Below are 22844 nucleotides of genomic sequence, written 5' to 3'. Positions count from 1 at the left end.
CGCCCCAACGGCCATGCCGTCCTGACGCCCTGAACACAGCCGGGGCCGCCGGCAAGCTCTTGCCCGCGCCGGCATACTGCGCATTACAGCGAAATCAGCTTGTCCCAGGGCGACTCGCCGCTCCAGTTGATGCATACGCTCTGGCGGCGCATATAGCCCTTCCAGGCATCGGAGCCGGCCGTGCGGCCGCCGCCGGTTTCCTTCTCGCCGCCGAATGCCGAGCCGACATCCGCGCCGGTCGTACCCATATTGACCTTGGCGATGCCGCAATCGCTGCCCGCGGCAGAAAGGAAATATTCGATATTGGCCAGGTTGGTGCTGTGTATGCCCGAAGCCAGGCCCTGGCGGACGTTATTGTGGATTTGAATGGCTTCTTCCAGCGTATCGTAGGCAATGACCGACACAATGGGCGCAAAGGTTTCGTGCTGGGCGCAATCCCAGCCAGGATCGACGTTGGTCAGGATGGCGCCTTCCACATAGTAGCCGGGGCGGTCGATGCGCTTGCCACCGTAGACCAGCTTGGCCCCCTGCGCCACGGCGCTCTTGATGGTCTGCTCGTAATGATCCAGCGCGGCCGCGTCGATCAGCGGGCCGACCACCGTGCCTTCCTCGCGCGGATCGCCGATCTTGATCTGGCTGAACGATTTCTTCAGCAGCTCGACCAGTTCGTCGTGCACGGAACGATGGACGATGAGGCGGCGCATGCTGGTGCAGCGCTGGCCCGTAGTACCGATGGAGCTGAACGTCACGCCCCGGGCCGTCTGCTTCAGGTCGGCCGTTTCGTCGACGATGACCGCGCTATTGCCCGAGCATTCGAGCATATAGCGCCGGCCCAGCGTCTCGCTGACCAGGCTCGCCACCTTCTTGCCAACGCCGGTGGAGCCGGTGAACGACACCAGGTTCACACGGGGGTCGCGCACCATTTCCTCGGCAACCGAATCGTCCTCGGGGATGAACAGCGAAAACACGCCTTGGAAACCCATTTCCTCCATGGCCTGGTTGGCCAGCTTCTGGACGGCGATGGCCGTAAGCGGCACTTTGGGACTGGGCTTCCAGATGACGGTATTGCCGCCGATGGCCGACAGGAAGCCGTTTTGCGCCCAGACGGCGGCGGGAAAGTTGTAGGCCGAAATCACGGCGGCCACGCCCAGGGGCAGCCACTGGTCGTACATGCGGTGCCTGGCGCGCTGCGACTGCTGGGTCACGCCGTACATCATGCGCGACTGGCCCGCGGCCAGCGTGGCCATGTCCGCGGATTCCTTGAGTTCGCTGCGGCATTCGGCCAGCGACTTGCCGGTATCCAGCGACACGATGGCGGCCAGGTCGGCCATGTTTTCATTGATCAACTGGCCGATGCGCAGGACAAGCTCGCCGCGGCGGGGGCCCGGCACCATGCGCCAGCTTTTCTGCACGTCGACGGCGGCGGCGATGATGGCTTCGTAGTCTTCCCGGGTCGATGCCGCCACTTTGGCAACAGCCTTACCGTCGGCGGGACACACGGCGTCGAAGGCGGGCCGCCCTTCAACCGGCCCCCAGCCCTTGGTATGCACATAGGTGCCGGAGTGCACGCCTTGCAGGCCGAATTTTTCCAGGGCGCTTTGAGTATCGAACATGGTGACTTTCTCGGGTGTGGATAATGGTTTCATAAAGTGCTCGCTATTTCTTTTGCAGGAACCCGCCTATGGTCTCGTCGGTATGGAATACCGGCTTTTCCGCATAGTGGGGGCCATCGTAGATTTCAATCAATACACTGCGTTCGTGCGCAATCGTGGGGCCATGGGCATTGCCCTTGGGATTCATGTAGAACGAGCCCGGGCGCAGGCGCAGGCCGACGTCGGTGTACTCGTAGTCGCCTTCCAGGCAATACATGAACTGGTTGGAGGCATGCGTATGCTTGACCGGAATGCGCCCGCCCTTTTCATATTCGAGCAGGGCGATGCTGGCTCCGGTCTCCTCGTTTTTCCAAAGGAAGTATTGGCGGAAGCCATAATCGGGAAAGGCTATCCATTTGTCCGGATCGAGCTGGTCGCGATTGATCAGAACCTCCAGCGACTTCATCGTGTTGGCGTCGAAACTCATGCTCAGGTCTCCAAGGAGGGGCGGCCGTCGGCCACCCATTTGTCGTATTCCCGCCGGCTTTCCGGCGTGGCGGGAAACAGGCCGAACAAAGACCTGCCCCGCGCAATATGCGCGGCAGCGAATTCCTCGTACTCGGCCGAATCGAATGCCTCGTCGGCGATTTCCCCGACCAGCGCGCGCGGAATCGCCACCACGCCCTCGCCGTCGCCCACAATGACATCGCCTGGATAGATGGCCACCCCGGCGCAGCCCACCGGGCCGTTCAACTCGATGGGGTGCATGGCGATGGGAGTGGCGGGCGGCGCGCTGCGCTGCTGATAGCAAGGCAGGCCTATCTTGCGGATGGCCGGCGCATCGCGATAGCCGCCGTCGGTCACCGCGCCGCTCACGCCCCGCGCCCGCAGCCGGGCCGCCATCAAATCGCCCATGGCCGCCGACCTTGCCATGCCCATGGCGTCGATGACCAGCACGGCGCCGGCGGGACATTCCTCGATGGCGCGCCGATGCAGGTTATCGTTGCGCCCATAGTTCGCCATGGTGTCGATATCCTCGCGCGCGGGAATGAAGCGCAAGGTATAGGCCGGCCCCACCAGTTGCGGCTGCTCGGGCGACAGCGGCGCGACGCCCAGCAGGTACACATTGCGAAAACCGCGCTTGAGCAAGGCGTTGGCCACATTGGCCGTGCCCACGCGAGCCAGCTTTTGCCGGATCGCATCGTCCAGTTGCGGTATCGCGGGCGCAGCGCTGCCCGCCGGCGCCGACGCGCCGGATGGTTCTTCGTTATTCATGATTCACCTTTTGACGGATCGCGGCGGCGTTTGCGCTATCGGCAACCGTCCGCCTCGTAATTGGTCTCTACATAAAGAAATCGGCCTCGGGCTCCATGCCCCACTGCGTGGTCTCGCCCGCCGTGCCGTTGAATACCGTCGGCTGGTGGTCCGAGTCGACCACGTCGCCGTCGGTGTAGTGCTCGATGCGGAAGCCGAATGCATCCTTCCAGTAGTCGAAGACCTGGCTGCCGAGAAGATGGCGGCCCACGCCGCAGTCCAGTTTCCAGTTCCTGGAAACCAGATAGTCGTGGCCGGCCATGATGGCGTCCATGTCCTGCACTTCGTAGGAAGTGTGATGCACCGTCACGGTATCCGACTGCAGGATGAGCATGCTGTGATGATCCACCGGCGTCTTGCCCCGGTTGCAGCGCAGGAACGTGCCGAATATCGGGCCGCTTTCGCCGGGAGGCGCGAAATGGTCGGAAGGCAGCAGACCGAAGCGCTCCTTCAGCCATGCCACGGACTCGTCGTGATTGGACACGTGCAGCACAAAGTGGCCAAGCCGGATCACCGGGCAGGGCTCTCGCTTGACCCGGATGGATGCGCCCACGCGCGGCTTGGCGTCGCCGGCATTGAATGCATGGGAAGCGCGGACGGGCAGCGGCTCTGCCCTGGCCCGCCCCCATACGGCATTGATCTCGAAGCCGTCCGGCATCGTCATGCGCACCTGCCAGCCGCCGCCGGGCTCGGTAACGGCTTCGACTTTCGAAGACCCGTTCAGGGCCGCCAGCTCGTCGAGGTCTTCGCGGGAGGAAACCTCGATGGCCGCGCCGACGAAACGCGCCTTGGGTCCCAGGCGGGTTTCATGAATGTGATGCTGCGCCCCGGTGCCGCGCATATACAGGGCCTTGTCGCCGCGCTCGACGAGAACCAGGCCGAAATCCGCAAGAGTTCGCTCCATGAGCGGCAGATCCGGTACTTCGTAGATTACTTTGGCAATATCGATTGCTGTAGCCATGAGTAGAACCTAAGCAAGAAAATCAAACGGGACGGAGGCGGCCGCACGCCGCAAAGGCGCACAACGCTTCGCCCGTCATTCAAGATGGGTCAGCCGGCCATAGCGGCCGCTGTGAAACAGCAGGGGCGCGGCGCGATTCTCGACCGGCCGCAGCTCGCAGACCTCGCCCACGAACAGCGTGTGATCGCCGCAGGGGTAGGCGTGCCGCAAATGGGCGCCCAACTGCAGCACCGCGCCGCGAACCACCGGCACCCGGCCCAGCCGTTCGAACTCGGGCGCGCCTTCGGCCATGGGCTTGCCGGCGAAATGATTGCTGGTGTGCTGCTGGTCGTGCGCCAGAACGCTGATGCCGAAAAAGCCCGACTGCTGGATCTTCTCGTGCATGCGCGCCGTGCAGGCCACCGACACCAGAACCAGCGGCGGCTCCAACGAGCCGGACATGAAGGCATTGGCCGTCATGGCATGAGCGTCGCCATCGGTTTCCGTCGAGATGACGACTACCCCGGTGGCGAACTGGCCCATGGCATCCCGGAACTGGCGGGGAGTGAACCGGGGCTCATCCGGCAAGGAATTGAACATGCTGGCTTGCACCCTGGGCGTGGAAGTATTCAATGCAGTCATGGCTCGGCCTCCCGGCGCTATTAACGCTTGCCCAGAACGCTGACGTCGTCGGGGTTGACCAAATCCGGAACCGTCCAGCCGTCCAGGTCGTACTCGTCCAGGCACGACTTGGCGAAGGCCTTGAACTGATCCAGGTTGCCCGACCCCTGCGCCGCCCAGAGATTGGTCAGGCGCGTCACGTCGTTGCTGCCGATGTAGTTGATTTCGTAAAGCTCGTGGCGCGAACCGAACTCCGTGCCGATGGCGTCCCACAAAGCTTTCATGACCTTGACGCGCTCGACGGCATCGATGCCGCCCGAACCGCGCACATATTGGTCCAGATAGCCGCGCACCTCGGGCTGCTTGAAATCGTTGGCATGCGAGTTCAGGTAGATGAGGCCGCTGGCCACGATCTCTTCGATGATGTTCTTGATCTTGGGCATGGCCAGCTGGTTCATCACTCGGTACGCGCCGGCGAAATGCGCATCGGGGCGGATCATGCCGTTCCAGGGCTGCGAGCTCTTGGCCATGGCGTCGGAAAGCGCCCAGAAGGTATTGCGCCAGGCAATGACTTCACCCAGCTTGGACTGAACGCCGTGGAAACCGTTGGCGCCAGTGATTTCCAGGGCGCGCGCCAGCAGGCCGGTGATGAAGTCCAGCTTGACGGCGAAACGGGTGCAGCCGTGCATGGAAGCGCGCTCCAGATAGCCCGAGCCGGTGTTGAACTTGTTGGAAAGATCGACGTTGTTGTGCATGAACACGTCTTCCCAGGGCACGAACACATTGTCCAGTACCAGGATGGCGTCGTTCTCGTCCAGGCGGCTGGAAAGCGGGTAGTCGAAGGGGCTGCCCAGCACGGCGGCACGGTATTCGTTGGACACGCGGCAAAGCAGCTTGACGCCGGGGGCTCCAGTAGGAACGATGAACACGGGCGCGAACTTGGGATCCTGCATCGGTACCTGGGTAATATGGGCCACGAACGTATAGTGGGTCAGGGCCGAGCCCGTCGCCACGACCTTGGCGCCGCTTACGTAAATGCCCGCATCGGTTTCCTTGACCACGCGCACGAACACGTCGGAGCCGTCAGCGGTGGGGCTGGAACGGTCGACCGGCGGATGCATGATGGCGTGATTCACGTACCAGGTCTTTTCCTGGGCCTTGCGGTACCAGTTGCGGGCGTTCTGCTCAAAACCCTGGTAGAACCCGGCGTTGGCGCCCAGCGTGCCCAGGAAGCAGCCTTTGTAATCGGGCGAACGGCCCATCCAGCCCCAGGCCATGCGCTGCCACTCGGCGATCGCATCGCGCGAGGCGACCTGCTCCTCGATATTGGCCGAAGCACGATAGAAGCGGTGCGTATAGCCGCCCCATTCGGTCGGCGTGGTCAGGATGTCTTTCCTGGCGGGATCGTGCAGCGCATCGTACATGCGCGCAATCATGCGCGCCGAATTGCGGAACGCCGGATGGTCCGTGATCTTCTTTACGCGCTCGCCGTAGATCCAGACTTCGCGGCCATCATCCAGGCTATCCAGGTATTCCTGGCCGGTGAACGGAATGTAGTCCTTGTTCGCGACGCCGCTGGATAGTTGCGTGGGTGCGTTCATAAATTTCTCCTGAAAACCTGTATGTTCAAAGCTGGACGGGCCGCTTGCGCAAACCCGCATATATCGTGATGCGGCGATCGATGGAACTCAAAAACTGAATTGCATTCTCACACCCGCCATCCTATGTGTCGAATGAATAATCACTGGTTTTTTATAACCAGCCGGTAATGGCCGGCGCACTCATCCGGTTCAAGCTCATGCCTTGCTTCGACGCCGCATCGATGCGCTAGCGGCGCGTCAAGGCCATGGCAAAGATCAGAATTGCGCCGATCACCATGGTTTGCGCGTAAGCGCCTATCTGCATCAGGTTCATGCCGTTCTGCACGAACACGATCAGCAAAGTGCCCACCACCACAGCCAGGGCGCGCCCCACGCCACCGGAAAGCGTGACGCCGGCGATCACGCAGGCCGCAATGGACTCCAGCGGCAGGCTCGCGCCGATGTTCGACTCGCCGGTATCCAGCCGCGCCGTCAGCAGCAGCCCGGTCAAAGCCGCCAGAACCCCGGCCACGGCGAAGGCGGCAATGATGACGCGCCGGGTGCGTACCCCCGACAACTCGGCGGCACGCAGATTGCCGCCGGTTGCGTACAGATGGCGTCCGTAGCGCGTCCATTCGAGCAGCACGTAAACCAGCACGACCATCAGCAGCGCGACCAGCACCGGGATCGGCACACCGTAAATCCGCCCGAAGCCGAACGAATTGCCGAACTCGGGCGGCAGCCCGTAAATGGGAACGCCGCCGCTGATGAACAAGGTAATGCCGAACACCACCGAGGACGAACCCAGGGTCATCATGAAAGCGGGAATGCGCAACACGGCGGTTCCCCAGCCATTGACCAGGCCGACCAGGCCGCCCGCCGCCAGGCCGGCCGCCATGCCGGCAACGATAGCCAGCGTGGGCGAGTCGGGCATCGCCGCCAGGACCTGGGCCATGACCGAGGCGCCCACGACCGAGGCCAGGGCGACGATCATGCCTACCGACAGGTCCAGGCCGCCGCAGATCAGCACGATCAACTGCGCCAGCGACACGATCAGCAAATAAACCGACTGGCGTCCCACATTGGTCAGGTTTTCCAGGCTGAGGAAGCCGGGCGCGAAAATGGAAAAAATCACCAGCGAACCAATGAACAGGAACAACAGGACGGCTGTCGACCTGTGCTGGCGTAACCACGGCAGGACTCCGGGCTTTGTGCCGGGCGAAGCGGGCGTGGCGCTTTTGGCTATTGTCATAGTACTCATGGAAAAGCTCATTCAAAAAAACTGCTCGAGGATGGCGTGCTCGTCGAACTCGTCACGCCCAAACCCGGCAACCGTGCGTCCGTCGCGCATGACCAGCAGACGGTGCGACATGCCGAGCAGCTCCGGCAGATCCGATGAAATCAGCAGGATCGCGGCGCCCCTGGCGCTCAGCTCGCTGAAGTATTTATAGATGGCCTGGCGCGCGCCGACGTCCACGCCCACCGTGGGCTCGTCAAAGACATAGACATCGATATCTTGCGCCAGGCCTTTGGCCAGCAAGGTTTTTTGCTGATTGCCGCCCGAGAAGTTGGACACGGGCTCGTGCGCCCGGGAAAACGGAAACTCAACCTGCCTGGACAACTCGGAAACCAGCCTGCCTTCCTGGCCCGGCCTGCGAAAGAAGCCGCGATTGCGGCCGAACATCAACGACGACAGGCCGATATTGTCGAACGCCGAACGCATCATGGCGAGGCCATCGTGCTTGCGATCCGCCGGCGAATACCAAAGCCCGGCCCGGATGGCATCCGCGGGATGACGAAAGACGACTTTGCGTCCGTCCAGCAGGACTTCGCCGGCAGCGGTTCCAATGGCGCCGAATATGGTCTGGCCCAGCTCGCTTTTGCCGCAGCCGACCAGACCGGCCACCCCCACGATTTCGCCGGCCCGGACCTCGAGGCTGGCATCCTTCACCCTCCCGCAAGCGCTGGACAGATGCTTCAGTTCCAGGCGAATCTTGCCCGGCCGCCTCGCGCATTCGGGGTAGATATCCGAAGCGGTGCGTCCCGTCATCAACTCGATCAGGGCGTCCGCCTCGGTATCGGCAGGCACGGTCGCCACCTGGCGGCCATCGCGCAGCACAGTCACCGTATCGCCGATTTCGGGTATCTCGTGCATGCGGTGGGTGATGTACACGATCGAGGTGCCGGCCGCCTTCAGGCGGCGCACCAGCGCGAACAGCGCCTGCGTGTCGTGTTCGGTCAACGATGCGGTGGGCTCGTCCAGGATGAGCAGGCGCGGCGCCTGCCCCACGGCCTTGCAGATTTCCACCATCTGCTGCTTGCCCCGCGACAACTGGGAAACCAGGGCATCGGCGTCCAGGTCGAACCCCAGGTCGGCGATGAGCCTGGCCGCCTTGGCCCGCATGGCCGACTTCGCCAGGAAGCCCAGCGTGCCGACCGACTCTTCGCCCAAGGCGATATTGTCGGCGACGCTTAAATGGGGAATCAGGGAAAACTCCTGGAACACCGCGCGGATGCCCAGCGCCCGGGCCCGCGCGACCGTCGCCAGCTCGACGCGCTCGCCCATGATTTCGAGATGGCCGTCGCTGGGCTGGTTGGCCCCGGCCATCATCGAGATCAGCGTGGACTTGCCCGCCCCGTTCTCGCCGAACAGCACATGCACCTCGCCCGGCATCAAGTCGAGGCCGACGCCCTGCAAGGCCTGGTGGGCGCCATAGCGCTTGCCCAGGCCGCAGGCCTTGAGCACCGGTGCGCCGTTCGTCCCAGGCGCGCCCGGGGCGGCAGCAGCCATTTGGCTCATTTTGCCGTGACCTTGAAGACGGGCTTGAAGCCATTGGGCGCCAGCACGGTATCGATCGGCAGATCCTTGGCTTCAGCCTTCTGGTACACGTGCCCCAGCGGGCCGACATTGCGCAGCACGTCTTTGTTCTCGATCAGGCGGACGGCCTGGTCGACGGCAATGCGCCCCACCAGCACCACGGGCGCCATGCCCGCCGCTTCGATCCGGCCCGCCTTGACGCCCTCGTACACCCCGGGGGTCGTGTAAACAGAAACCACCTTGACCTTGCCTGCCAGGCCCCGTCCGCGCAATACCGGCACGGCGGCTTCGGCGGTGACCGCCGTGCCCACGACGTAGTCGAGATCCTTGTGAGTCTGCAGCAAGTCTTCCACCAGGCGCGCCTGCACCTCCTTGCCCGTGTCGCCGTACTTGGTCTCCGCGATTTCCACGGCACTGCCCTGGATGCCCTTGAGGAAGCCCTGGTTGAACAGCTCTACCCAGCCCGCGCCCGCGGGGCCTGGCAGCCAGGCGATCTTGACCTTGGGACTGCCCGCGGGATGCTTCCTGGCCAGGTACTGCCCGGCGCGAAAGCCTTCGTCGCTGGGAATGGTCAGCACGTGCGCATCGACGTCCTTCGAGGCAATGCCGTTATAGGCGTCCACTACGTACACGCCTTTCTTCTTGAGGTCGGCCACGAGATTGTTCAGCCCGTCCTGCGAGATCGAGCCGATGACCACGGCCTTGGCTCCGCCGGCCACGCAATTTTCGATCTGCGAGATCTGGTTGTTCAGCTCGGTATAGCCGCCCGCATCCATGACCTGCAGGTTCACGCCCAGGCGCTTGGCCTCCTCGGTCACGCCGTAGTCGGCGGCCAGCCAGAACGAATCCTTCATGTGCGGGAACGACACGCAGACATTCCAGGGCTTCTCGGCCTTGGGCAAGGCCTCGTACTTGGCTGGCGTGCGGCTGCCGTCGGGGTTCATCATCTCGACGTCCAGCGGATACCAGGCCGCATGCGCCGCGACCGAACCCATCAGGAGCGCCGCCGCCCCCGCTGCCTGAAAGCCCATCGTCCATTTTTTCACTTCCGTCTCCTCGTTGGTTGGTCGGCCGGCTTGCGGAAACCGCACAGTCCCGCGGCAAGCCGTTATGCAATCATGATTGCGATGGCGTAGTTTCTGACGAGGAAAAGGTTAGGTCTATTGAATTTTGACGTGGGATTTATTACCATTAGGTTATATAAAATTCGGCGCAGCCCTCATGGCCAAACTAAATTGGTACATCCGTTCCAACCTCAAGTTCAGCCATCTCCAGCTATTGGTGGCTCTGGACAACTTTCGCAGCATCGGACGCGCCGCCGGCTACCTCAACGTCAGCCAGCCGGCCATCTCCAAGGCCCTGGCCTCGCTGGAAGCAAACCTGGGGTTTTCCCTATTCACCAGAACCACACGCGGCATGGAGCCGTCCGAGTACGGCGAATGCCTGGTTCGGCACGCGCGCGACATCCTGCGGCGCATGGTCAGCATCGAGGAAGAACTGCTGGACATTGCCGAAGGACGCATCGCCCGCATCTCCATGGGCGTGCTGCCCGCAGCGGCCGGGGTGCTGGTGCCGCGCTTCGTCACCGACCTGAACAAGAGCAACGCCGACATCACCCTGTCGATCCGCGAAGGCACCATGGACGCCCTGGTGCCCATGCTGCGGGCCGGCGACATCGACTTCGTGCTTGGCAACCTGCCCCAGCGGCCGCTGGGCGCCGAATTCAAGACCGAGCTTCTGTATGAGGATCCCATTGTGGTGGTCGCGCGCAAGGATCACCCCCTGACAAAAATCGACAACCTGCAATGGGATGCGCTGTCGGGCTGCTCGATGATCCTGCCCACCCAGGATGCCTCCACCCGGGCGTCCATCGACGACTTCCTCGCCCGGCACGCCGTCGATATTCCACACCGGCACCTGGAGTCGCTGTCGACCTTCACGAATGTGGGCGTCCTGCAGTTCACCGATGCCGTGGCCTTCCTTTCGCGCGTACTGGCCGAGCATTTCCAGCGCATGGGCCTGCTGGCGATGCTGCCGCTGGGCCTGCCCGACACCTGCATCCATGTGGGGCTTACCTGGATGGGCGACCGCAAGACAACCAAGGCCCACGAAATCGTCAAGGAACAAATCCGCAACACGCGCGACGCGCTTCTCAGCCAGTTGTCGGCTTAGCCGCTTGGCTGGCTCGAGCGTTCAACGCCGGATGCCCGGACTCGCCAGGCAAGACGCACACCGCAGGAACAACCGTAACCATCACGAGGCCGGGCCAGGACGACAACAGCCTCTGGCGCGGAACCGCGCCGGCGCCCCAGGTCACCGGGCCGAACCGGGCTCGGGAACGTAGACGACGGTGCCGTCCTTCATGCGGTAGGCCACGCCGGCCTTGGAGCCCTCGCCCTGCCCGGTCTGCCCGTTGGCTTTGTAGCGTTCGATCTTCTCGCCCTTCTTGACGATCATTTCCATCGTTTCCTTGCCTGGATCCGTGATGATGGTCACGTCTTTCTTCGTAAAGGGATCCAGCAAGGGGTTCTGGGCGATGGTGATCAACAGCGCCGCGATGATCACCAGGAAGATGTCGATCAGGTTCACGACCGACAAAATGGGGTCGTCGGACTCCGTTTCCTCCAGGAACTTCATGCCGTCTTTCTCCCGGCCGCGTGCGCGTCGAAGCGGGCCGGCGCCTGCAGCCAGGCCAGTTCCTCAGCCAGCCAGCGCCGCTTCACGGAAACGATCCAATAAGTGATGGCGGCGGCAATGAGGGCCAGGATCACCGCCGAGAAGGCAATGGCCAGGTTTTCCGACACCGAAGCCAGATTGCCGTCCGAAAGGCCCTTCAGCGCCGGCCCCATGGGAATCATGGTGGCGACCAGGCCCAGCATGGGCGTTACGCGAGTGACGATGCGCGGCACTTCCAGCAGCTTGTGCGCGGCCACGTCCAGGTCGTCCTGCGAGGCATCCGGATTGGCATGGGCCCAGCGCAGCAGCTCGAAGCTGCGCTGGCGATGCGAAGCGCCGTCGATGGCCTGGCCGCGGCGCTGGGAATAAGCCATGGCAAACGCGCCCAGCGCATACAAGGCATACAGGAACAGCACCGAAATGGCCACCAGGGTGGGAATCAGAAATACCTGTCCCACCTGGTACATCAAGCTTTCAAGAACATGACTCATGCAACTTCCTTTTCATTACAGCAATGGAATAAATTCGTTGCGGGCCCGATTGCCCGCAGCCGGCGTCCAGCCAGCTGGATCCGTGGCCATCACGCCGGCCTCGTCTTCGCCCCGCCTGGCGCTGACACTAGGGCCTGTTAACAGGCCCTAGCCCGCCCGCACGCGCACCGGCCGCGCCTGGCGCAAGGCGCCCGCGGCGACGACCAGCAGCAAAAAGGCCAGCACGAAATACAGGGTATGGTCGGGCTCGGCGTTGGCGCCGACTTTCTCCAGTTTCATGCCGGTGACCTGCTCCAGTGCCGCATCGTCCGGCGCTGGCTGCTGCTGTGCCTGAGGCTGCTCGGGCGCCCGGTTCGCCTGGGCAGTATCCGGCGTTGGCGACGCCAGCATCTCGGCCTTCACCGGCTCGCCGGCCGCCACATACTCCAGGAAGCGGGCGTTGTCGCTGCGCACGTCGTAGCGCGCCGCCAGGTCGTTGTAGCGCTCCTTGAGCATCTGCACGGTTTGCGGGTCGGCCTGCCAATACCCCTGGCGCGCGGCCTCCAACATGCGTTCCATGGTCTGGGCCAGTGCATGCGGGTTTTCCTTCTCGAACCACTCCTTCAGGCCCAGCTTGTATTTGTCGTTGACATATACGTCGACCATTTCCTGCCACTGGTCATCGCGCACGATTTCGCGCGCCACCGAAGTCCAGCCCCAGAAATTATTGGTGGCGTCCAGCACGCTGAGCGTTCCAGCATAGCCTTCGGCCATCAGGGCCTTGATATAGCCCGGATGGAACTGGCGCGTGGCCAGCTCCTTGGCCAGGAAGCCGGCCGCGCCCTCGACCTTGCCGGCCCCGCCGCCGCGCAGGTTGGAGATATACAGCTCGGGCGCCTTGCCATCCAGGCTGCGCACGGCCAGGCCGATGCCGCCCAGGTACTGGAAGGGGTCGTCGGTGGTCAGCATGCCGTAGGTATTGGAGGTGCGCGACAGCACGGCGCCTTCCGTGCCGCGCAATTGCTCGGCATACAGATTGGCGGCGCTGCCGGCGACGCCTTCCGCCCCCCACTTGCTTTCGTCGGGACCGTAGGCGAATTTCATCTTCGACAAGTACAGCGCGGCCAGTTTTTTATCGCCCTCTTCCTTGCCGTTCCAGGTGTCGGTGGCCAGCGTGGCATCGTCCAGGCCCGTGCCATACTGCCCCGACGCCGACGAGAAGATGCGGGTCTGGCCGGCCAGCTTAGCATCGCCCGGCGCCACGCCCTCCTGCCTGAGCCGGGCCTCGATGCGCCTGGCGTTCTCGGCAACCGGGTTGTCGGCCTCCTCGGCCAGGGACGCCAGCTGCGCCGCGTGCGCCAGTTGCTTGAGCACATTGGGGAAGTGATCGCGATACAGGCCCGTGGCCGACAGCACCACGTCCACGCGGGGACGGCCCAGCGTCTTGCGATCCACCAGCTCCACACCGACCACGCGCCCGCCCTTGTCCCACACCGGCTGCACGCCCATCAGCCACAAAGCCTGGGCTTCGAGCAGGCCCTGATGGCGCATGGTTTCCACCGACCATAGCGAAAACGTGAGCTTGCGCGGCAAGCGGCCGCTGGACTGGCGATGCGCTTCCAGCAATTGCTCGGCCGCCTGGCGGCCGGCTTCCCAGGCCTGCCTGGTGGGCACGCGCGACGGATCGAACCCGTACAGATTGCGGCCTGTCGGATAAGCCTCGGGGTTCTTGATGGGATCGCCGCCGTAAGAAGTCGGGATATAGCGGCCCGCCAGTGCCGCGATGACGGCCGGCATCTCGTTGGCGGCGCCGATGTCGGCATACCAGCCGCGCGCCTGCTCGAGCATGGCCTTGAGTTGCGGCGATACGGGGCCGGGATCCTGGCCGTCCACCACCACCTGCTTGAGCAGCGCATACGGCGCCGTCTCGGCCAGCTTGTCGTAATCGCCGACGACGGCTTCGTCCAGGTCGGCTTGCGCGGTGCCGGCGTTGGCGGCGGCGGCCTCCCAGAACGGATGGCCCAGCATCAGCAGCACGGTGGAAAGCCTGTGCCTGGTCTCGGGCGCGCGGCCCAGGGTGTGCAGCCCCAGCGGCTGCGCCGTCTGGGCCAGTTCATGCAGATGGCTGTGCAGCAGGTCGATGAAGGCCGGGAACTCGGCGGCCGCGCGCTCGCGCGTCCAGCCCAGGTCCGGCAGTATGCGCTCGCTGGCTGCCCGCTCCAGCAGGTCGGCCTTGATCTGGTCGCGCACCGCGCCCTCACCCTGGTTCAGCCACTGGTGCAGCAGATTGTGGGTTTCGGTGAGGGCGTCGTGCAGCCCGGCCGGCTGGAAGGGCGGCGGCTGATGGCTGACAATGACCGCCCGGCCGCGGCGCCGCGCCTGCTGGGCTTCGCCGATGTTGTCGGCGATGTAGGGATACACCACCGGCACATTGCCCAGCACCAGCATGGGATAGTCGTACACCGACAGGCCTCGCTCCTTGCCCGGCATCCACTCTTGCGAGCCGTGCGTGCCGAAATGCACGAAGGCATCGGACTGCTGCTGCTCGCGCGCCCACAAGTAAACGGCCAGGTAGAAATGCGTGGGCAGCGCGGAGGTCGAATGGTACAGCGCCTTTTCCTTGTCCTCGGACTGATCGCTGCGCGGCGGCTGCGGCATGATGGCGATATTGCCCAGCAAAAGGCGGGGAATCACGAAATACGCGTTTCCGCCTTCGCGCACCACCATGCGCGACTTTTCGGGCTCGCCCCAGCGCTCGAGCATTTCGCTGCGCACTTTCTCGGGCTGCGCCTCGAACCAGCGCACGTAATCAGCCAGCGGCAGGCAGGCCGCCAGGCCATCGTCCAGCAAGGGCTTGAGCATGTCCGGGCGGTACTGCGGCGCCAGCAGGCGCTGCAGCTTCTCGATCAGCGCCGGCTCGTCGATGGGTTGCGTCGCGTACCCGGCTTCCTTCATGGCGGCCAGCGTGCCCATGAGGCTGTGCGGCAGGTTCATGAAAGAAGCCGACAGATTCTTCTCGCCCGGGGGGTAGTTCCAGAAAAACACGGTGACCTTTTTCTCGGCATTGGGCTTGCGCTGCAACGCCGCCAGCCGCAAAGCCTTGCCCACCACGGCATCCATCTGCGGCGCAATGGGCGTAAGCTGCTGGTCCTTGGCGTCGAAGGCCGACGCGATCTGGATATCGGTAATGCCCGTGTATTCGGACTGCGACATGTAGAAAGGCACGTCCATCATCTGCACGCCCTGCGGGTCGGCCTCCCATTGGCTGGCGTCGCCGCGCCGGTAGGGCGTGGCCTGGATGACGGGTATGCCCAGTTTTTCGAATTCGGCGCGCGGCCCTTCGGTGCTGAGCATGATGCGTGTGCTGATGAGGACACTGGCCAGCGTCCGGCCTTGCGGCGCCAGCATGCGCTGGTTGGCGGTGTCGTCGGATACCGAATGGTAATAGGCAATGGGCACGGCGCCGGCGGCTTCCACCCGGGCGATGATGTCGTCGATCAGCCGGGTCTGCATGGCCGACACGTACTGCTGGTGAAAGGAAATTCCCACGATCGGCGCGTGCTTGTCCGGGTCGACACCCTTCCATTTCAGGTACGCCATGGTATCGGCAAACAGCAGCCCCGGCGCCTTGGGGTGATAGATGGCGGTTTCGGGAAACTCGACCGGGTCGGCGATGCCCTGCGGCTCACGCCCCGCCAGCAAGGCGGCGACGGTGGCGAAGAAATTCTCGAAGTTCGCGCGCCCGCCGTTGGAGTAATAATCGGCCAGCCGCACGCCCATTTCCTTGCTCAGGCCGCTGGCCGACGGCGACTTGTCGTACAGCCAGGCCATGGGAACCTTCAGGCCCGGCAATGCCTTGACCAGCTTGGCCCGCACCGCGCTTTGCTGGTAGGTGTCCACAAAGACGATGTCGTAGCCCTTGAACAGCCCTTCATCCACGTCGGCGGGCAGGTCGCCGATATAGCGGTAGTCCACCTCGATGCCATAAGGCTGGGCGATGGCGCCAAGCACCTGGAACTTGCCGGCCGGCACGTTGCTGGTGGTCAGGAACAAAGCCGTCGCGGCCGACGCCGCCATGCTGGCCGCCCCCAATGACAAACCTGCGGCCAAAACCACTGCCCGCCGCGCATAGGCGCCCCATCGCCGAACCTTGTTGAACATTGCCATGCCTTGAATGCGCACCGCGCTGGAAGCCCACAGGCCGTCCAGCCGCGATGCTATCCGGATCCGATCCAGGCTCCGCCCTTCGATGCGCGCCCACCCCAAGGGCCCGCAACGACGCGGCCTGATCCCGGCCGGTTCCGATTGATTGTTTTTGACTTGGGAAACCTCTGGACGAGCCGCCCCGCAACTCACCAAGCGGATTCCCAGGCCACAGATATTATCATAATGATAATGATTCTTAAAATTATTAATTAAAGAGTACGGGGAAACGCCTCACGCCATCGCCGCCGCGCAGAACATATCCAGCTTCGGCCTGGGAAAACGCCGGTCGCGCCGTCCGCGCGGCGCCGCGATGGGCACACAGGCCGGATCAGACCTTTCCCTTGCCCAGGCGCGTCGCCATGGCGATTCCGCCCAGTGCGCACAAGCCCGTCGCCAGCCAGGTCCATTGCCAGCCGCCGGCCTGGGTCGCCACCCAGGCCACCAGGGGAGGCCCGGCAAACTGGCCGAATGACGAACACTGCTGCAGCCAGCCAATGGAGGTCGACGTCGCGCGCACCGACGGCGCCAGGCGTATTCCCAGCAGGAAGAGCGTGGTGGGAATCAGCCCGCCCACCGCGGAGAACAGCAGCACGGAAATAAACTTGGCGGTGGCGGGGATGTCGAGCGCGAAGGCGCAAAACGCACCGGCAGCCATGACGGCAAACCCGGTGCACAGCAAGACCGGCGGCTTGACCCCGCGCTGCAGCAGACGTCCCGCCGCCAGGTTGCCGAAGGCGTTCGAACCCGCCACGATGGCCGTCATGACGCCCGCCGCCGTTCCCGAAATGCCGGCGGCTACGTAAATGGAGGGCAGAAAGCCGATGATGGCCACCCACTGCCCTGAATAGGCGCCGAAGCACAACGCCGCGAACCAGATATCGCGCGAGGTCAAGGTGGCCTTGACGATGCCCCAGCCCGAATCCGCCGCCGGCCTATCAGGCTGCGGCCCGGCGGCTCTGGCGGAATCCGCCGGCACCCACCGGGCAATGGCGGCCAGCATAACGAAAGTCACTGCGGCCATCAGCCACCACAGCAGGCGCCAATCGGCCAGGCTCAGCAGCCAGGAACCGAACAGCAGGATGATGACGGTGCCGATGGGCATATAACAGCCCCACACGCCCAGCACCCGCGCCAGCACCGCAGGCTGGACCAGGCGGCGGATGAGGCCGGGCGCGGGCATGGTCACCATGAGAAAGCCGCAGCCTTCCAGGGCCCTGAACACCAGCAACGCCGTCTTGTCGCCGAAAACCGTGCCGCCGGCCGAAGCCGCGCTCAACAGCAGCAAGCCCACCAGCACGCAGCGCCGCAGGCCGATCTTCTCGGCGAAAAGCCCCACCGTCAGCCCCAGGGTCATGCCTGCCATCTGCACCAGGGAAAGCAGGAAGCCCGACTCCACCAGGCTCAGGCCCAGTTCTTTTTGCAGTTCCGGCAAGGCGGGGGGCAGCTTCCAGATATGCAGGGCTGCGCATATTCCCGCCAATACGACGAGGTAGGCGGCCTGGTTGGACGAGTCGGCGGGGGCGTTGACGGTTGCCTGCATACGGTTCTTGGATTTCCACGGCGAGGAGGGTGGCGACAAGCGCATTAAAACACGGCATGCACCCTGCCACGATGCAAGCCGCCGCGGCTGGGCGCGGCCTGATCGAATCCTGCGCTGGACGCCGGTATTGTGGCACACTGTCGTAATATGCCAATTTATTAAGTACACAAACAATATCCATGCAGCCGCAACAGAACACCCCCCAGCCAAACGCCGCTCCCTCCCGCTCCACCGGCGGACTGATTCTGGTGATCGCGCTCATGCTGGTTGCGGCCAACCTGCGTCCCGCCCTGATCAGCCTGGGGCCGGTTCTCGATTCGGTTCAAAACAGCCTGCACCTGTCCGCCTCGGCCAGCGGTTTTCTCATCACCCTGCCCATTCTGTGCTTCGGCATCTTCGCGCCCTTCGTGCCCAGGCTGCTGCGCTACCTTTCGAGCGAACGCATCATTTTCCTGAGCTTGCTGCTCCTGGCCTTCGGCATTGCGCTGCGCAGCCTGTTCGGCATCACGGGCCTGTTCGCCGGAACGCTGGTCGCCGGCGCCAGCATCAGCGTCATCATGGTTCTGCTGCCCAGCATCATCAAGCATCATTTCCCCACCCAGGCCGGCATGATGATGGGGCTGTATTCCACGGCCCTGTGCCTGGGCGCGGCCATCGCGGCCGGCGCTACGGTGCCCATCCAGAACCTGCCCGGCAGCGGCTGGCGGCTTGCTCTGGCCTTCTGGCTGATTCCGGCCCTGGCCACCGCCCTGATCTGGTGGCCCCAGATCCAGCCCGGCCCCCTGCAGCAGGCCAAGGCCCGCGCACCGGCCCCCCGGCTGCGCTCCAGCCCGCTGGCCTGGCAGGTCACGCTATTCATGGGCCTGCAATCGGCCATCGCCTATTGCGTTTTCGGCTGGCTGCCTTTCATTCTCATCGACCGCGGCCTCACCCAGGTCACCGCCGGGCTGGCTCTGTCGGTGGCCATGGGCATGCAGTTGATCACGTCGCTGTCGGCGCCGTGGATGGCCACCCGCGGCAAAGACCAGCGCTGCGCCATCGGCGTGCTGGTCGTCATGACGCTGGTCGGTCTGCTGGGCATCATCTACATGCCGCTAAGCCAGGTATGGCTATGGACCACGGTCATGGGCTTGGGGCTGGGCGGGGTGTTCAGCATCGCCCTGGCCCTGCTGGTGCTGCGCTCGCCCACGCCGCAAATCGCGGTCGCCCTGTCTGGCATGGCGCAGGGCGTGGGCTATATCGTCGCCGCCGTCGGCCCCTTCGCGGTGGGCCTGCTGCACGAGCTTACCGGCAACTGGCACGCCGTCGCGGTGTTCTTCACCCTGCTGCTGACAGGCAGCTTCCTCTTCGGGATGGGGGCGGGACGGTCCATTTACATAGGCATGGAAAAGCCGACCCGAAGGCCGGCTCAAAGCTGAATCACGAGCGCGGGCGGCGGAAGCTTCCTCAACGCTACCGCACTGTTCGGCTAATTCGCCTCAGCGCGCTAGGCCGCCGTGCTGGCCGCCACGTCTTTTAGTGGAATCGCCGGATCGGCCGCCCTTTCCATGGGGATGGGAGTGCGGGCCGTAATGAGCTTGCGGGCGGCGATGTGGTCGGCGGCGGCATTGATGGACTCGACCGACGTCAGAACGTCGCCCTCGAAATACAGCACCGAGAACTTGCCCTGGGAAGGATCGCCGCGCACCACGCGGACATGATCCTGCTCGGGCACGCCCGCTATCTGGATGCGCACGGCGCCCTGGTCCGACCAGAACCACGGCAAGGCCGTATAAGGCGCAGGCTTGCCGGTCACGGTAAGGGCCGCGCAGCGCGCCTGGTCGTTGGCATTCTGCACCGACTCCAGACGGATACGGCGCCCGAGCGCCGCCGACGGAAACGCCGTGCAGTCGCCGATGGCCAGGATCGCCGGATCGCTGGTGCGCATATGGGCGTCCACCACCACCCCGTTATCGCACGCCAGGCCGGCCTGGCGCGCCAGATCGTCGTTGGGCACCGCGCCGATGCCCACCACGATGACGTCGACGGGCAGGTACTCGTTACCCACCCAAACACCTTTCACCGCCTCGCCCTGAACGTCGACGCGGTCGATGGCGGTTTGAACGCGGATGTCGACGCCCGCCGCGCGGTGCTTTTCCAGCAGATAGGCGGACACTTCCGGCGAGGAAGAACGCCCAAGCAGCCTTGGCGCCGCCTCGAGCAGAGTTACCGACTTGCCCAGTTGCGCCGAGGTGGCGGCGATTTCAAGGCCGATGAAGCCGCCACCGACCACCAGCAGGTTCTGCGCCGATTGAAGACGCTCGCGCAGGCGAGCCGCGTCGTCCAGCGTGCGCAAGGTAAAGACGTTGGCATGCCCGCCTTCGAACAGCGGCAGGGTGCGGGCCCGCGTGCCGGTGGCCAGCACCAGCACGTCGTAGGGTATGCGCTCGCCGCCTTCCAGTCCGATGGTCTGGCTGGCGCGGTCGATGTCGGCCACCTTGCCGCCCAGGCGCACGGCGACATTGTGGTCGGCATAGTAGCTGGCCGCGCGCAGCAGCGCCGCCTCGGGCGCGTCGTCTTTCAGGTAGGTCTTGGACAGGGGCGGCCGTTGATACGGCAAGTGAGCCTCATCGCTCACCAGCAAAAGCTGAATGTCTTCCTTCGATTCGATCATGCTGGCGCAAAACTGCGCCGCCGCATGCCCGCCGCCCACTACGACTATCCTCTTCACCACGCCACTCCTTTCTTGTCCATTCATGACTGCTCGCCCCGCCCGGCCAATCCCGCCGGCGCCTACCGGCCCGCCAGGTGTTCATGCACATAGGCCGCCGTCGCCTTTTCGACATTGGGCAGATTGATGTGCAGCCGATGTAGCAGTTTAATCAAAACCTCGGTTTCCTCGGGAGAGATGCACGAGAGCAGCGCTCTTTCCCGCTCGAGCGCCACCATCTTGATCTGGTCGTGCTTCTCGCGTCCCGCCTGGGTAAGCGTTGCATAGCGCACCCGGCCATCCGCGGGGTCGGTCGAAAACGTGATCAAGCCTTTTTCATACATGCTCTTGAAGCAGCGGCTGACCGAGCCTTTGTCCATGCCGATCAATTTGCACACCATGTTGACCGATACTTTTTCGTCGATGGCCAGCATGACCAGCACACGCCAGATTTCGATGCCCACCCCGAAATGCTTGCGATAGACGGCGGCCGCGCCCGATGCCATCTTGGTCGCGATGAAGGTGAAATACGCGGGGGCATAGTGGCCCAGGTCGATACCGGTCGAAGTCCAGCCGCCCGACCATGAGCCGGGGCCGGCCTTGCCCGCCCGCGCAGGACGCTTCCTGGCGGCAGCCTTCGAACCGCTCCCGGCGGCGCTCATGGTGCTTCGTACTTCGTGCTCTGCGGGCGGGCAAACATCTTTCTTCATCGTCGAAAAAATCCAGCAGCAGAGCCGCCGTGGCTATTGCTGCGTTTCAGGCAAATAAACCGTAATAGTATCGTGCTCGTCCTTGACGACCAGCTGACACCCCAGGCGGCTGGTTTCCCGCAAAGGGCTGGCCGTGCAGTCCAGCATTTCTTGTTCGGGCGGGCTGATGGGCGGGAACTTGCCGCTGTCGGCCTCGTCGACATAGACGTGACAGGTCGCGCACATGGCGGCCCCGCCGCATTCGCCCACGATGCCGTCGAGCCCGTGATTCACGGCGGCCTGCATGACGCTGGTGCCGGCCGGAACCTCCAGCTCGGTGACCGAGCCCGAACTATGCACATATTTTACGTTAACCACTTCTTCATCCTTTCAAACTTTGGCCGCCCCGCCGCGGATGGTGCCGCAAGCGGGCCGGGCTCATGGATCAACCGGACAAGGCTTCGGCAAATCAATGGGGAATCAAGCGAAGGGGCAGCGACTCCAATGCCCTCAGGGTGTTGTTCAAGCGGCGCACCGGCTCACCCGTGATCTCGATGCGCTTCACCCGCTTGGCAAGCGCGGAAAGAATCAGTTCGCCTTCCAGGCGCGCCACGGTCTGCCCGACGCAGCCATGGATGCCCGAGCCGAAAGCCATGTGGCCGACCGGCTTGCGCTCGATGTCGAAGACCTCGGGATTGGGCCACTGGCGGCCATCGCGGTTTGCCGCGGCCAGGAAGAAAATGACCTTGTCGTTTTCGCGCATGGGCACGCCGTAGAATTCCAGCGGCTTGTTCACCGTGCGGAAGAACGTCTGCACGGCCGACTCGAGACGCAGCGATTCCTCGAAGGTCTGGCGGGCCAGCGCGGGCGCCGCCGCCAGCTTGGCGTACTGGTCGGGAAACATGGCCAGGCAATACATGGCGTTGCCGATGCCGTTGACCGTGGTGTCGACCCCCGCCGACAGGAAGGAACGTACCAGCAAGGGCGCGTCTTCGGGGGGAATCTCGCCCGCGTCGGCAGCCTGGTAGACGAGGTCGCCAAACCCGCCCGGACGCAGCTCGGAGCGCTGGCAGTGATCCATGATCCACTCGCGCACCGGCTCGTAGCGCTTTACGGAATCGAGAAACACGTGGTTGCGCGGGCCGAACGCGTTGAACACCATGTCTCCGTACAGCAGCAGCGTTTCGCGCCCCTCTTCGGCCAGGCCCAGCGCATCGGGGAACACCCGCAGGGGAAACACCTTGGCCAGATCCTTGATGGCGTCGATCTCGCCCTGCTCGACCAGGCGGTCGACCAGCTTGTTGGCCTGGATTTCGAACTCGGCCTTCACGGTCTGCATCATTTTGGGGGACAGGATGCGGGAAAGCACCGTGCGCGAACGCGTATGCAGCGGCGGGTCGGCCTCCAGGATGAGGCTGGGCGGACGGAAGGGCTTTTCAGTGCGGAAATTGGCCAGCCCCACGCCCGCCGAGGAAATGAAGCTTTGCCAGTCGTTCAGCCCCACCTTGACCGGCTCGTGGCGCGCCACGCCCCATAGCTGGTAGGGCTCGAGCCAGACCACCGGGCCGGCCTCGCGCATCTGCTCGTGATACGGATACGGCATGTTGAGAAAATCGTCGGAAAACGGATCGATGTCCAGACGCGGCGCGTCGATGTCGTCCCGGACCTGGGTTTGGGTTTCGCTCATGGCTATCTCCTGCCAAAAAAAT

19 protein-coding genes are annotated in these 22844 nt (G+C 64.0%); 2 read left to right on the top strand and 17 right to left on the bottom strand.

Features of this window, described 5'->3' with window-relative positions:
• Nucleotides 1-83: 83 nt before the first annotated feature.
• From VNT00_RS02570 to torT, 9 genes are all read right to left on the bottom strand, one after another.
• Entirely contained in the window at nucleotides 84-1646 is a 1563-nt protein-coding gene (locus tag VNT00_RS02570) for an aldehyde dehydrogenase family protein (protein ID WP_325584189.1), read from the bottom strand.
• A gap of 10 nt (nucleotides 1647-1656) precedes the next feature.
• Nucleotides 1657-2079, bottom strand: a complete 423-nt coding sequence (locus tag VNT00_RS02565; RefSeq protein WP_325584187.1) for a cupin domain-containing protein — start codon at nucleotides 2077-2079, stop codon at nucleotides 1657-1659.
• 2 nt (nucleotides 2080-2081) lie between these two features.
• Entirely contained in the window at nucleotides 2082-2867 is a 786-nt protein-coding gene (locus tag VNT00_RS02560) for a ribonuclease activity regulator RraA (protein WP_325584185.1), read from the bottom strand.
• A gap of 67 nt (nucleotides 2868-2934) precedes the next feature.
• Nucleotides 2935-3867 (bottom strand): VOC family protein, encoded by a 933-nt coding sequence (locus VNT00_RS02555; protein WP_325584183.1) that lies wholly within the window; start codon nucleotides 3865-3867, stop codon nucleotides 2935-2937.
• Between the two features lie 75 nt (nucleotides 3868-3942).
• Nucleotides 3943-4488: a flavin reductase family protein gene (locus VNT00_RS02550; protein ID WP_325584181.1), complete on the bottom strand. Its 546-nt coding sequence runs from the start codon at nucleotides 4486-4488 to the stop codon at nucleotides 3943-3945.
• A gap of 20 nt (nucleotides 4489-4508) precedes the next feature.
• Nucleotides 4509-6068: a 4-hydroxyphenylacetate 3-hydroxylase N-terminal domain-containing protein gene (locus tag VNT00_RS02545; RefSeq protein ID WP_325584179.1), complete on the bottom strand. Its 1560-nt coding sequence runs from the start codon at nucleotides 6066-6068 to the stop codon at nucleotides 4509-4511.
• Nucleotides 6069-6294: 226 nt separating this feature from the next.
• Entirely contained in the window at nucleotides 6295-7308 is a 1014-nt protein-coding gene (locus VNT00_RS02540; protein ID WP_325584177.1) for an ABC transporter permease, read from the bottom strand.
• A 12-nt stretch (nucleotides 7309-7320) separates the two neighbouring features.
• The gene (locus tag VNT00_RS02535; protein ID WP_325584175.1) at nucleotides 7321-8838 is read right to left on the bottom strand and encodes a sugar ABC transporter ATP-binding protein; all 1518 of its coding nucleotides are present in this window, start codon (nucleotides 8836-8838) and stop codon (nucleotides 7321-7323) included.
• Nucleotides 8839-8843: 5 nt separating this feature from the next.
• Entirely contained in the window at nucleotides 8844-9911 is a 1068-nt protein-coding gene (gene torT / locus VNT00_RS02530; protein WP_325584173.1) for a TMAO reductase system periplasmic protein TorT, read from the bottom strand.
• Nucleotides 9912-10086: 175 nt separating this feature from the next.
• Between torT and VNT00_RS02525 the strand changes: the two genes are divergently transcribed.
• Entirely contained in the window at nucleotides 10087-11037 is a 951-nt protein-coding gene (locus VNT00_RS02525; RefSeq protein WP_325584171.1) for a LysR substrate-binding domain-containing protein, read from the top strand.
• A gap of 141 nt (nucleotides 11038-11178) precedes the next feature.
• Here VNT00_RS02525 and VNT00_RS02520 read toward each other — a convergent pair whose 3' ends face one another.
• The 4 genes from VNT00_RS02520 to VNT00_RS02505 form a co-directional block, all read right to left on the bottom strand.
• A complete protein-coding gene (locus VNT00_RS02520; protein ID WP_325584169.1) occupies nucleotides 11179-11502 on the bottom strand; it encodes a DUF2149 domain-containing protein in 324 nt (107 codons plus the stop codon).
• Nucleotides 11499-12032: a MotA/TolQ/ExbB proton channel family protein gene (locus VNT00_RS02515; protein WP_325584167.1), complete on the bottom strand. Its 534-nt coding sequence runs from the start codon at nucleotides 12030-12032 to the stop codon at nucleotides 11499-11501. Before VNT00_RS02515 ends, VNT00_RS02520 begins: the two co-directional genes overlap by 4 nt.
• A 147-nt stretch (nucleotides 12033-12179) precedes the next feature.
• Nucleotides 12180-16277, bottom strand: a complete 4098-nt coding sequence (gene cobN, locus VNT00_RS02510) for a cobaltochelatase subunit CobN (RefSeq protein WP_325584165.1) — start codon at nucleotides 16275-16277, stop codon at nucleotides 12180-12182.
• Between the two features lie 268 nt (nucleotides 16278-16545).
• Nucleotides 16546-17757, bottom strand: coding sequence for an MFS transporter (locus VNT00_RS02505; RefSeq protein WP_325584164.1), 1212 nt, complete (start codon nucleotides 17755-17757; stop codon nucleotides 16546-16548).
• Nucleotides 17758-17936: 179 nt separating this feature from the next.
• Here VNT00_RS02505 and VNT00_RS02500 point away from each other — a divergent pair, with 179 nt between their 5' ends.
• Nucleotides 17937-19175 (top strand): CynX/NimT family MFS transporter, encoded by a 1239-nt coding sequence (locus VNT00_RS02500; protein WP_325584162.1) that lies wholly within the window; start codon nucleotides 17937-17939, stop codon nucleotides 19173-19175.
• Nucleotides 19176-19243: 68 nt separating this feature from the next.
• Here VNT00_RS02500 and VNT00_RS02495 read toward each other — a convergent pair whose 3' ends face one another.
• The 4 genes from VNT00_RS02495 to VNT00_RS02480 form a co-directional block, all read right to left on the bottom strand.
• On the bottom strand, nucleotides 19244-20467 hold the full coding sequence (locus VNT00_RS02495; protein WP_325584159.1) for an NAD(P)/FAD-dependent oxidoreductase: 1224 nt from the start codon (nucleotides 20465-20467) through the stop codon (nucleotides 19244-19246).
• 62 nt (nucleotides 20468-20529) lie between these two features.
• Complete coding sequence (locus VNT00_RS02490; protein WP_325584157.1) at nucleotides 20530-21156, bottom strand: MarR family winged helix-turn-helix transcriptional regulator; 627 nt, start codon at nucleotides 21154-21156, stop codon at nucleotides 20530-20532.
• A gap of 33 nt (nucleotides 21157-21189) precedes the next feature.
• Nucleotides 21190-21513, bottom strand: a complete 324-nt coding sequence (locus VNT00_RS02485) for a 2Fe-2S iron-sulfur cluster-binding protein (RefSeq protein ID WP_325584155.1) — start codon at nucleotides 21511-21513, stop codon at nucleotides 21190-21192.
• Nucleotides 21514-21604: 91 nt separating this feature from the next.
• Nucleotides 21605-22822, bottom strand: coding sequence for a cytochrome P450 (locus tag VNT00_RS02480; protein ID WP_325584153.1), 1218 nt, complete (start codon nucleotides 22820-22822; stop codon nucleotides 21605-21607).
• Nucleotides 22823-22844: the final 22 nt, after the last annotated feature.

Origin of the sequence: Eoetvoesiella sp. (assembly GCF_035555955.1) — a bacterium.
Lineage (GTDB): Bacteria > Pseudomonadota > Gammaproteobacteria > Burkholderiales > Burkholderiaceae_B > Eoetvoesia.
The sequence above is the reverse complement of the archived record's forward strand: the minus strand, read 5'-3'. Positions and strand labels throughout refer to the sequence as shown.